General features: G+C 59.3%; 9 protein-coding genes. 8 read left to right on the forward strand and 1 reads right to left on the reverse strand.

Annotated elements, in window-relative coordinates; genetic code table 11:
- Positions 1–49: 49 nt before the first annotated feature.
- Entirely contained in the window at positions 50–1636 is a 1587-nt protein-coding gene (locus tag BK667_RS08060; RefSeq protein ID WP_123597280.1) for a GMC family oxidoreductase, read from the forward strand.
- A 450-nt stretch (positions 1637–2086) separates the two neighbouring features.
- On the opposite strand, the gene BK667_RS08065 is transcribed toward BK667_RS08060, so the two are convergent.
- Positions 2087–3052 carry a LysR family transcriptional regulator gene (locus BK667_RS08065; RefSeq protein WP_123597405.1) on the reverse strand — a complete coding sequence of 322 codons (966 nt, stop codon included), beginning with the start codon at positions 3050–3052 and terminating at the stop codon, positions 2087–2089.
- A gap of 206 nt (positions 3053–3258) precedes the next feature.
- Here BK667_RS08065 and BK667_RS08070 point away from each other — a divergent pair, with 206 nt between their 5' ends.
- From BK667_RS08070 to BK667_RS08100, 7 genes are all read left to right on the forward strand, one after another.
- Positions 3259–4899, forward strand: coding sequence for a GMC family oxidoreductase (locus BK667_RS08070; protein ID WP_123597281.1), 1641 nt, complete (start codon positions 3259–3261; stop codon positions 4897–4899).
- A gap of 276 nt (positions 4900–5175) precedes the next feature.
- Entirely contained in the window at positions 5176–6495 is a 1320-nt protein-coding gene (locus BK667_RS08075) for an OprD family porin (protein WP_123597406.1), read from the forward strand.
- 156 nt (positions 6496–6651) lie between these two features.
- Positions 6652–8121: a benzaldehyde dehydrogenase gene (locus tag BK667_RS08080; protein WP_123597282.1), complete on the forward strand. Its 1470-nt coding sequence runs from the start codon at positions 6652–6654 to the stop codon at positions 8119–8121.
- A 92-nt stretch (positions 8122–8213) separates the two neighbouring features.
- Complete coding sequence (locus BK667_RS08085) at positions 8214–9929, forward strand: FAD-dependent oxidoreductase (protein ID WP_123597283.1); 1716 nt, start codon at positions 8214–8216, stop codon at positions 9927–9929.
- Between the two features lie 44 nt (positions 9930–9973).
- Positions 9974–10714: an SDR family NAD(P)-dependent oxidoreductase gene (locus BK667_RS08090; protein WP_123597284.1), complete on the forward strand. Its 741-nt coding sequence runs from the start codon at positions 9974–9976 to the stop codon at positions 10712–10714.
- Positions 10715–10738: 24 nt separating this feature from the next.
- A complete protein-coding gene (locus BK667_RS08095) occupies positions 10739–11461 on the forward strand; it encodes an SDR family NAD(P)-dependent oxidoreductase (protein ID WP_123597285.1) in 723 nt (240 codons plus the stop codon).
- Between the two features lie 78 nt (positions 11462–11539).
- The gene (locus tag BK667_RS08100) at positions 11540–12001 is read left to right on the forward strand and encodes a nuclear transport factor 2 family protein (protein WP_123597286.1); all 462 of its coding nucleotides are present in this window, start codon (positions 11540–11542) and stop codon (positions 11999–12001) included.
- Positions 12002–12050 lie beyond the last annotated feature (49 nt).

The raw sequence follows: 12050 nt of genomic DNA on the forward strand, positions 1-12050 counted from the left end.
CCTCGGATTAATCACTCCCTCGTTACCCCATAAAAGGTCTTAAGTCGTCATGGTGGATTTCATCGTAATCGGAGGCGGCTCGACGGGCTGCACGGTGGCATCGAGACTCAGCGAAGATACGTCTGCGTCCGTGGTTCTGTTTGAAGAGGGGCCTCGCGATCGCAACCCCTACATCCATATTCCCGGCGCGTACTACAAAACGGCGCAAGGCCCGCTGCTCAAGCGCTATGCCTGGGAACCCACCGAAGATCAACGCAGGACTGAAACGCCGACCATGGTCCAGGCCAGCGTGCTGGGAGGCGGGAGTTCGGTCAATGCGATGATCTACATCCGTGGCGTACCCGCCGACTACGACAGTTGGGCCGAGCAGGGCGCCACCGGCTGGGCTTACAAGGACGTGTTGCCTTACTTCAAGAAGGCCGAAGACAACGAGCGTTTCTGTAACGACGTCCACGGCGTGGGTGGGCCGTTGGGGGTATCTGATCCGATCAATGTTCACCCACTGACCAAAGTGTGGCTGCGTGCTTGCCAGCAGTACGGCTTGCCTTACAACGAGGACTTCAACTCGGGCAAACCTGAAGGTTGCGGGCTGTATCAGATCACGGCCAAGAATGGTTTTCGCAGCAGTGCGGCAGTGGCGTACCTGGCACCCGCGAAGTCACGCAAGAACCTGACGATCAAGACCGGTTGCCGTGTGATCCGCATTCTGATGCAGGGCAACAAGGCCATTGGTGTGGAATACATCGAGAAGGGTGTGCGTCAGGTGATGCATGCCGAAAAGGAAATCGTCCTGTCGTCCGGCGCGATCAACTCACCGCGTTTGTTGATGTTGTCCGGTATCGGCCCCGCCGCACAGCTTGAAAAGCACGGCATCAAAGTGATCAAGGATTTGCCCGGCGTGGGGCAGAACCTTCAGGACCATATCGAAGTGTCGCTGGTGTATGAGTTGACGGGCCCACACAGCTACGACAAGTACAAAAAACTGCATTGGAAGATGATGGCGGGTTTGCAATACGCCCTGTTCCGGCAAGGCCCGGCAGCCTCCAACCTGATTGAAGGCGGGGCATTCTGGTGGGGCGACAAAGCGGCCACGAATCCGGATATCCAGTATTTCATGGTCGTGGGCGCGGGCATTGAAGAGGGCGTTGACTCTGTTCCGGGGGGCAATGGCTGCACCCTGAACCTGGGCCAGATCCGTCCAAAATCCAGGGGCTACGTCGAGCTGTATTCCGCCGACCCGATGTCGCCGCCGCGTATCGTGCCCAACTATTTCTCCGACCCTTACGACATTGAAAGCCTGGTGGACGGTTGCCTGGTGGGCGAGGAAATCATGTCCCAGGCGGCCTTCACACCCTATCTGGCGCGGCGTCATGTGCCGGACGCATCGGTCACGTCGCGCGAGGCCATGAAGAAGTTCTGCCACGAAGAGGCCCACGCGGCGTTGCATCCGTCCGGCACCTGTCGCATGGGCGTGGATGAGCGCTCGGTGGTCGGCCCGGATCTGAAGGTGCATGGCATTGAAGGGCTGCGAGTGGCCGACGCGTCGGTCATGCCCACGTTGATTTCAGGCAACCCCAACTCGGTGTGCATCATGATTGGCGAAAAGGCGGCGGATATGATTCGCAATGGCCGATAGGGCGACACTCAGGCAAGTATTCAAGAGCGTTTGATCAAGGCGTGGCAGTAACCGGTGTTTAACCGGTGGCTGCTGCGCTTTTTCGTTTCTGGCAGACAATAAAAAGCCCGGACTTGGCCGGGCCTCTTTGGACATCAATCAGCGCGAATAAAGCTTCCTCACTTGCTCCGTATGTTTGAGGGTGGCTCTGCGTTTTCGCCTGTTAACCCAGCTCACTAAGGCGTGTACGGGATGGAGAACGGCCGCAAGTACACAAAGCAGCATGATGATGAAGAATGAAATCAGCGGGATGCTTTCGTGCGAGAACATGGTGGAGTACTCCTGTATTTCACTATGTTGGAAACTCGAGGGTAGGTGATAAGCAGCGTCTGTTCATGAAACATGTTTAACGATGTTTTATGCCAAGGGCTGATACAGGGATTTCACCTGTCACCGTGATCATCGTCCGAATTACCGAGTGGCAACGGGTGCTGTGTCGGCAAGGCGTTCCGTTTCGCTCAGGCTGATGCGGTGTATCGCCAGATCCCAAACCGCCGGGTTACCCAAACGCGCCTTGAGCAATTCAACCAGCGCGTTGATCTTCTGCGAACCACGTTTCGAAGGTTTGAAGATGACCGAAATCACGCTGCCCTTTGGCGCATAGTCCTCCAGCACAACCACCAGTTCACCCGCCACAATCGCATCGGCAACGAGGAAGGTCGGCATGATCGCGATCCCCAAACCGGCCTTGGCGGCATCCAGCAATTGAAAGCCGCTGTCGCTTCGCAGTCGTGAGCGGATGCTGAATCGCTGGAGTTCGTCGCCGACCGGCAAATTCCAGAACCGGTCGTTTTGGCCAAGGCTGTAGAACAACCCGTCATGCTGGTTCAGTTCGATGGGATGCCGCGGCGTGCCGCGTTTGGCGAGGTATGCAGGGCTGGCACAAATAACGTGGTGGTTGGGCACCAGCGGTTTGGCGACGACCGCGCCGTCAGGTATCCGGCCGGCCCGGATGATCAGGTCGAAGCTTTCGTCCAGCGGGTTGACGAAGTCGTCGCTGGCACGGATGTCCAGGCGCAGGTCGGGATGGACGAGCGCGAATTCAGTCAGGATGGGGGACAGGTAGCGCAGCCCCAGCACCATCGGCGTGGCGATACGCAGATTGCCACTGAAGCCTGCGTAGGCGGATTGCATGCCGTCCTCGGCGCTGGCGACATCATCCAGAATGCTGACGCAATGTTCGTAGAAACGCAGTCCGGCGTCGTTGACGTGGAGCTGTCGATCACGACTGAATAACGGGACTTTCAGGCGCGATTCCAACGCCGCGAGGCGGGCGCTCACCACCGATTTGCTGGTGCCCAACCCGCGCGCGGCGGCGGCCAGGCTGCCGGCATCGACAACGGCCACGAACGTGCTCATTTCGACCAGTTTGTTCACTCGTTTCAGCCCTTTGCTCTGTTGGCGTGACATCGCAGCCCTTGCGTAGACGTCAGTCTATGCCATGCCAATCCGTTCGGTCTTCCTTCGAGTCGTTCGGAATTACCGAACGCTGAATCGGCTTTTACTACCTGTTCCTCGTAGGGCTCCACGCCTAGATTCTGCCGTGACTATTCCCGGCAGAGCCGGCCAAACGAGGTGATTTCATGAGTGATCCAACCGATTTGATCAATCCCGGTCGAAGGAACGTTCTCGGACAAACACTGGCGTTGTCCGCCGTCACCCTGGTCGGCGCAGGCCTGGGTGTCGGACGTGAAGCCTACGCCGACGGCAAGCTCGGCAGTGGTGATGCTCCCTTCGATGTCATCATTGTCGGTGCTGGATCGGCCGGCGCTGTCATGGCGGCGCGCTTGAGCGAGAACCCGAAGCGCCGTGTGTTGCTGCTGGAGGCGGGCAACAATTACGCGCCCGGCAGTTATCCTGAGGTGTTGGCAAAATCGGACACCGTGGGCGCGAACCTGGACCCGCGCTTCGAGTGGGGCTACAAGACCGAGCCGGGATATGTCGGGCATCCGATTCTGGCCATTCGCGGCAAAGTCGTCGGCGGCAGTTCCGCGATCAACGGCGCGGTGGCTGCAAGGGCGCGGCCAGAGGATTTTGCCCGCTGGAATCTGCCCGGTTGGAGCTATAACGAAGTGCTGCCGGCGTTTATCAAACTCGAGACGCACAGCGGCGGGGCGACCGGCCGACATGGCGCAAACGGCCCGCTGCCGGTTCATCAACTGAGCCACGCTGATGTGACGCCGATGCAGCGAGCCTTCATCGACTCAACAGTCGCCTCAGGATTCAAGGCCGTCGCTGATTTTGACGGTGAGGACGCAAACGGTGTCGGTCCTTACGCGATGAATGTCGTCAACGGTGAACGCATCAACACCGGTATCGCCTACCTGACCACCGCCGTACGCGCCCGACCTAATCTGACGATCATCTCGGACGGCCTGGTGGATAAGGTGCTGTTCGATCAAAAACGTGCGAATGGCATCCGGCTGGCGAATGGTGCTTCCTACAGCGCTCATGAAATCGTGTTGTCGGCGGGTGTCTACGGGAGCGCGGCGGTGCTCATGCGCTCAGGCATTGCACCCTCCGAGCATTCCCGGCGCCTGGGGCTGCCGGTGGTGGCCGACCTGCCGGTGGGGCAGAACCTGGTGGACCATCCGTTCTACTACAACGCCTACGCGGCACGCCCGGAAAAACTCGGCGCGCAGTCGCCGGCGATTGGCGCCTTTCTCTGGACGCACAGTTCAACAGCCTCGCGCGGCGAACTGGATCTGCATATCACCGCGACGCACCTGTTTCCTCAGGACAAAAGCCCCACCGGTGCCGGGTTTGTGCTGGCCGTGGCCCTGACGCGTCCGTTGTCTCGTGGCAAGTTCTGGCTGGACAGTCTCGATCCGGCTGCGGCACCGCGCATCGATCTGAATTTCCTGGCCGAGAAGCACGATCGTGAACGTTTGCTGGAGGGGGTGAAACTGTCGCGAAACATCGCCAAACGTCCGCCGTTGAGCGAGATGATCGCCAGTGAGTTGATGCCGGGTGAGGGGGCCAGGAGTGATGAAGAAATACTCGCCGCGATCAAAGCAACGCTGGACAGTTACGAGCATCCGGCAGGCACTGCACCCATGGGGCTGGTGAGCGACCCGGCGGCGGTGGTGGATTTGCAGGGGCGTGTGCATGGACTCAAAGGGTTGCGGGTGGTCGATGCGTCGATTTTTCCGGACGCCATTTCGGCAGCGACCAACGTGACCACCATCGCAGCGGCGGAACACATTGCGGCCATGATGGTTTGAGCATTGCTCTGATATGCCAAGGCAGTTTTGTCCTGAGATTCACTGTTGTGTCTAATATTAGACTTTTGTGATTGACGGCCGGATTTTGCCGGATCAAGATTGTTTCCGGCATGAAGGGAAGGTCTGTCGGGCGCCTGCTACAGGCGCCATTCCACACCGGGAGCACCACCCTAAAAACAACGGGAGCGCCGTGCCGGTGCATTGCAACCGTAATGAGCTGGCCGCACTCCAAACATAAATCCTGAACAAATCCAAAAAATACAGGATGAAATGACCATGACCGTTATCCCTTCAAAGATGACCTGGGCCGCTGTGCTCATCGGTTTCTCAAACCTCTCTTTCGCGCAGGATCAGAGCGATGCCGCCGGTTTCATCGAAGACGGCAAGGCGAAGCTCCTCAGCCGCAACTTCTACTTCAATCGTGATTTTCGCAGTGACTATGGCCCCACCAATCTGCGTCAGGAGTGGGCACAGGGGTTCATTCTTGATTACAAGTCGGGGTATACCCAGGGACTCGTGGGTTTTGGTGTTGACGCCTACGGCATGCTCGGCATCAAGCTCGACGGCAGCCCCAGGCGCTCGCCCAACATGTTGTTGCCGATTAACAGCAAGGGCGAGCCGGAGGACGAGTGGTCTGAAGGGGGCGGGGCGGTGAAAGTCCGTTGGTCTGGCACCGAATTGAAGTACGGCAACCTGATGCCGCTCAACCCGGTGTTCGCCATGGCCAATGCGCGCTTGTTTCCCTCCAGCGCCGAGGGCTTTCAGTTGTTGAGCACCGACATTCCACGCTTGAGCTTCGACGCCGGGCACTTCACTTCGGGTAACGGCGTCAACTCGACCAATGATGACGGCCCGCTGAGCGCGTTCTATGCCCGGATTGACGCTACCCGTGTCGATTATTTCGGGGGCTTCTACAAGGCCACCGATAACTTGAAGCTGGGTGCCTTCGCCGCCCATTATCAGGACATCTGGAAGCAGTATTTCGCCAGTGCCGATTACGTTTGGGCCATCGATAATTTGCAGGCTGTCAGCCTGTCACTCGCCGGTTTTCACACCGAGGACAGCGGCAAATCATTGGCGGGAAGTATTGACAACAACACTTGGTCGGCGAGCCTGGCCTATAAACGCGGCCCGCATAAACTGACACTGGGACGGCAGGTGGTCAACGGTAACCAACCCTATGACTACCTTGGGTTTGGCACCATGCCGGGTGACGCCGTTGGCTTCCTTGCCAACAAGTCGCAGAACGCTGACTTCAACCTGCCTCATGAACATTCCTGGCAGCTGCGATATGACTTGGACATGGTCGCATTCGGCGTTCCAGGCCTGACGTTGATGGGGCGCTACCTCACCAGCGATGGCATCGACGGCAGTGGCTATGGAACGGGCGCCTATTCGCGGTTCAAGGCCATAGACGATGGCAGCCGCTGGGAGCGCGATCTTGAAGTGAGATACGTGGTCCAGAGCGAGCCGGCAAAGGATCTGTCGATACGGGTTCGCCAAGCCACCCTGCGCTCGGATGCCGCGGTGCAGCGCGCGGATCTGCCTAATCTGGATGAGGTGCGGGTCATCATCGATTACCCGTTTTCCTTCTAGCATTCGATTTCTTGTTCGGCTCTTGAATTGACTGTTGTGTCTAATAATAGACTTATGTGATTGACAGTGATTTTTCAGCGGAGCAAGATCATTTCACGACGACTTCAACGGGCAGGCTGTTTTGCCCGCGATCTATAACAACGTAAGGAGTTGAACATGAGTAACCAACGGCTTGCGCCCTCTGCCTTGTGGGCCGGCAAGATCTACAGCGAGGGTTGGGTCGAACCCGGCCTCGGAACTGAAGCAGTCTTGGAGAAGGCCACCGGCGCCGAACTCGGTCGCATCGGCTTCGCGTCTGCCAGCAATGTTGCCGCAGCGGCCGCGTCTGCCAAAACCGCGCAAATCAGCTGGGCTGCTTTGCCGGCGCCACAGCGCGGTGATGTGATCCGGCGCTTCTCGCAACTGGTCCTTGAACACGGCGACGAAATCGCCGAGATGATTGTTCGTGAAACTGGCTCCATCCGACCCAAAGGCCAATGGGAAGTGCACATGACGGCGCGTGAAGTGCTGGAGGCTGCGGCGCTGGCCAGTCAGCCCGGCGGTGTGCTGACGGCCTCGGCGGAAGTCGGTCGGCAAAGCGTGGCTCGGCGCATGCCGATTGGTGTCGTCGGGATCATCACTCCGTGGAATTCACCGTTTTTGCTGGCCTCCCGCGCCGTGGCCCCGGCGTTGACCATGGGCAATGCGGTCATTCTCAAACCGGATCCGCAATCGCCGATTTGTGGTGGCGTGTTCTTCGCCCAATTGCTGGAAGAGGCTGGCCTGCCCAAAGGCCTGTTTCATGTGCTGCCGGGTGGCGCTGAAACCGGAGACGCACTGGTTCGCGAGCCGTTGGTGAACATGATCAGCTTCACCGGCTCGACCAAAGTCGGGCGCCAGATCGGCGGCATTGCCGGCGAGATGCTCAAGCGGGTATCGCTGGAACTGGGGGGCAACAATCCCTACATCGTCCTCGACGATGCCGACATTGAAGCCGCCACCAGTGCCGGTGCCTGGGGGTCGTTCTTCCACCAGGGGCAAATCTGCCTGACCACCGGACGTCATTTGGTGCATGAGCGGATTGTCGACAGGTACGTCGAATCACTGGCCGCACGCGCGAAGAAACTGGTGGTGGGCGACCCGGCGACCGGGGACGTGCACTTGGGGCCGATCGTCAATGAACGCCAGGCCGCCGGTGTCGACCGGATCGTTGCCGCCTCTTTGGCCAAAGGCGCCAGGCTGGTGGCCGGGGGTTCACGGGACGGATTGTTCTACCAACCGACCGTGATCCGAGATGTCGTGCCGGGCATGTCGTTGTTCGATGAAGAGATCTTCGGTCCGGTGGCCGCCATCACCACGTTCAGCAACGACGAGCAGGCCATCGCACTGGCGAACCAGACCGACTATGGCCTCAGTGCCGCCATCGTCACGCCTGATCTGGCACGCGCCCAACGCATGGCTGACCGTCTGCATTCCGGGATCATTCACATCAATGATCAGACCGTGCTGCATGAAGTCTACGGTCCCATCGGTGGTGTCGGCGTGTCCGGCAACGGTTTCAACCACAGCACGCTGACCAACGCTGATCAGTTCACCGAGTGGCAGTGGGTGACGACACGGATGGAGGTCCCGCCTTACCCCTATTGATTGGCGCGACCGCCAGTCAAGTTGCGAGACCACGCTGTCAGGCTGGCTCGACAAGCCAGCCTTCCCGATAACAAAAACAACGAGGAAGCATCATGTCCCTTTCAGGATTTGCGACTGAATTGATTCACGAATCCGCTGTTCGCTTCGATGATGAAGCCGATATCGTTGTCGTCGGCTCCGGTGCCGGGGCCTTCTCGGCAGCGATCACCGCGAGCAGGCACGGCGCTTCGGTGATCCAGCTGGAAAAGGCTGCGCACATCGGCGGTACCACGAAAAAAGCCGCGGCCGCCTACTGGGTGCCGAACAATCACTTTATGCGCGGCGATGGCCGCAAGGACCCCAAGACCGACGCGTTGAAATACATGGCGCGTCTGACCCGCCCTGCGTCCTACGACCCCGGCAAGCCTCATCTGGGCCTGACCGAATGGGAATACCGCATGACCGAAGCGTTCTATGACAACGCAGGTTTAGCCATCGAGCATTTGACCGAGTGGGGCGCGCTGGAGCCGGTACGTTGGGATATTCAGCCGGACTACTACGCGCAAATGCCGGAAAACAAGGCACCCTACGGCCGCATCATTTATCCGCACCTGTTCGGCGGTGGCGTCGATGAAGTCGGCGACGGCACGGACATGATCAAAGTCTTCGCCAAAGCCGCTGAAGGGCAGGGCATCGACCTGCGTACCGGGCACCGCGTGAGCCAGGCGGTGGTCAATGATCAGCAACAGGTGGTGGGTGTCATCGCTCACACCGACGCGGGCTCCGTTGCGATTCGAGCGCGCAAAGCCGTGATTTTCGCCAGCGGTGGTTTTACCCACAACGTCGAACTGCGCACGCAATCATTACCAGGCCCGGTGTTTGGCGGCTGTGCGGCCAAATCCAACACCGGCGACTTCATTCCCATTGCCCAGGCATTGGGTGCCGAACTGGTCAACATGAACGGTTCCTGGCTGGCACCGATGGTGCTGGACCGTGCCATCGCCAACCGGCCGGACGCCACTTGTTCGTTCAGTATTCCCGGCGACAGCATGATTTTCGTCAATCGTTTTGGCCGTCGGGTGGTGAACGAGAAAGCCCCGTATCAAGACATCGTGCCGACGTTCTGGGCCTGGGAGTCACAAAAGGCCGAATACCCGAATCTGATTCTGGTGATGCTCTGGGACGAGGCCACCCGGCAATTTCACGCGGGCGACAAGTACGGCAATCCCATCGGCCGGGCCAAGAGTTCCGGCGGTACCGGCCCGGATGGCGGCGACACCTCGCACATTCTTGAAGCGGCCACACTGGCAGAGCTGGAAGGCAAGCTCCGTGAGCGTCTGGACAGCTTTGCCACCCATACCGGCGGTTTCAATCTGGACGGCGGCTTTCTCGATAATCTCCATCGCACCATCGAACGCTTCAACGGCTTTGCCGAGAAGGGGCGCGACGAAGATTTTCATCGCGGCGAAACGCCCATCGAGCTGTATTTCAACATGGGCGCACGCCCCGGCAACGACAAAAACGAAACGCTCTGGCCGATTTCAAGCGAAGGGCCTTACTACGCGACATTGCTCGCGCCGGCGACCCTCGATACCAAGGGCGGTCCGCGCACCGATGTCAGCGCACAAGTCCTGAATCGCTCCGGCGCCCCCATCGACGGCTTGTATGCCGTGGGCAACTGCGCGGGCGCCATGTCCGGTGGCAGTTATTGGGCCGGTGGCGCCACGCTGGGGCCGATCATCACCATGGGCTACGTCGCGGGGCTCAACGCTGCCCGACAGAAAAGCCGACCGACCTTCGCTGAAGAGGCCGCTGAACGCTCAGCCTGATCATTATCGGCCGGCTGAAGGTCGGCCCTCATTGGAGAACCATCATGAGTGACATTCGTAAAGTGGCCGTCGTGACCGGCGCTGCTCAGGGTTTCGGCCAGGCGATCAGCGTCGGTTTCGCCAAGCGTGGCGTCGATGTGATCGGCGTCGACCTGTCCGATTGCGCCGAAACCGCCACGAAAGTGACCGACCTGGGCGCGCGTTTCGTGGGGCTCAGGGCCGACGTTTCGAACCCGGAATCCACCGCGCTGCTGCAGCAATTGATCGATAGCTCATTCGGTCGGTGCGACATCCTGGTCAACAACGCCGGGATTTATCCGAACAAGCCTTTCGCCGAAGTGGATTTCGCCCTGTGGCAGCGAGTGCACAGGATCAACCTCGATTCGCAGTTCCTTATGGTCAAGGCTGTGCTGCCGTCGATGATCAAGAGCCACTGGGGTCGCATCGTCAACCTGACCAGTAACTCGCTGGGGTTGGCAGCCCCCGGATTGGCCCACTACATGTCGAGCAAGGCCGGGGTCATCGGTTTTACTCGCGGGCTGGCGACTGACGTCGCCGAGCATGGCATTACCGTCAACGCCGTGGGGCCCACCGCGTCACTGACACCTGGGGGCAAGTCGGGTATCGATCCTGAGGTGATCCAGATGCTCGCCGCGACCCAGGCCATCAAGCGCCCCGGCACCGCCGAGGATATCGTCGGCACCGTGATGTTTCTGTCCAGCGAGGACAGTGCCTGGGTGACCGGCCAGACCATCATGGCCGACGGTGGACTGGTGCGCTTGTAATCAAAACAAGAGAGGACGTTCACGATGAAGCTTGAAGGAAGAATTGCCATAGTCACCGGCGGAACCGGCGGTATTGGCCGCGCGGTTTGCGACCGTTTTACTGCCGAGGGCGCGAAACGGGTGGTCGTGGTCGATCGCGAGGAACCCCGTTACCCACTGCTTCCGGGCCAGGAATTCCGCCAGGGTAACGTTGCCGATCCTGAATTCTGGAGCGCGTTGGTCGCCGAACTCGAAGGTCGCTTCGGCAACATCGACGTGCTGATCAACAACGCCGGGATCATCGACCACACCCCGCTGCACGAGGTCGAGCTGGATAAATGGAACGAGGTCATCGCGGTCAATCAGACCGCCGTAATGCTGGGCATGCGCGCGGTGATCCCCGGCATGCTGAAGAAGGGCAAGGGCGCCATCGTTAACACCTCTTCGATTTGGGGCACGGTGGCGGTTGAAGGCGTTGCCAGTTACCACGCCAGCAAAGGCGCGGTTCGTCATTTGAGCAAAAACGCTGCGTTGACCTATGCCAAGCGTGGCATTCGGGTCAACTCGGTGCACCCGGGGCTGATCCGCACGCCGATTGTCGATCAACAAGCCGAGGAGAAGAACGCCTGGGTTATCGCCCAGACGCCGATGGGGCATATGGGCCGGCCGGAGGATATCGCGGCGGGCATGCTGTTTCTGGCAAGCGATGAGGCGGCGTTCATTACCGGCACCGAGTTGTACATCGACGGTGGCTATACCGCGCAGTGAGTCGCGATTTTTTGCGCCCGATAATTGACGTGGATGTCTATTAGTAAACTTTATGTTCAATAAAAACGAGGAAACATCATGACTGACCAAACACTGCTTGCTCGCCTGGATGCCCTGGAAAGTCGCATCGCCATCGAACGCCTGATCAACAGTTACGCCCAAGGATTCGACAGCCGCGATCCGGCGCTGGTGAAGTCGTTGTGGTTCAACGATTCCAGGCTATTGATGGGGTCGTTCGGTGACTACGACGGACTTGACGCTATCGTCAAAGCCGCCGACGGGTTCTGGAGCCAGATCCGTCATATGCACCACTGGATGGCCAACGTCATCATCGATGTCGACGGCGATAAAGCCACATCACGTGCAGCGCTGGACTGCTTCGTCATCGATAACGACGACGGACCGACCCAGATCGGCGGGCTCTACACCGACACATTCGAACGCCGTAATGGACGCTGGGGCTTTGTGGTGCGCCGGTTCGAATTGCATTACCAGACGCCGTTAACGGGCTGGGAATCCAAGCAGGGCACTGATTCCTGAGGTCGTCATTGGTTGCCGATGCCTGGCCCTGAAACGGTCAGGCATTCAG

This window comes from Pseudomonas frederiksbergensis, assembly GCF_003732705.1.
In the GTDB taxonomy this organism is placed as follows: Bacteria; Pseudomonadota; Gammaproteobacteria; order Pseudomonadales; family Pseudomonadaceae; genus Aquipseudomonas; species Aquipseudomonas frederiksbergensis_F.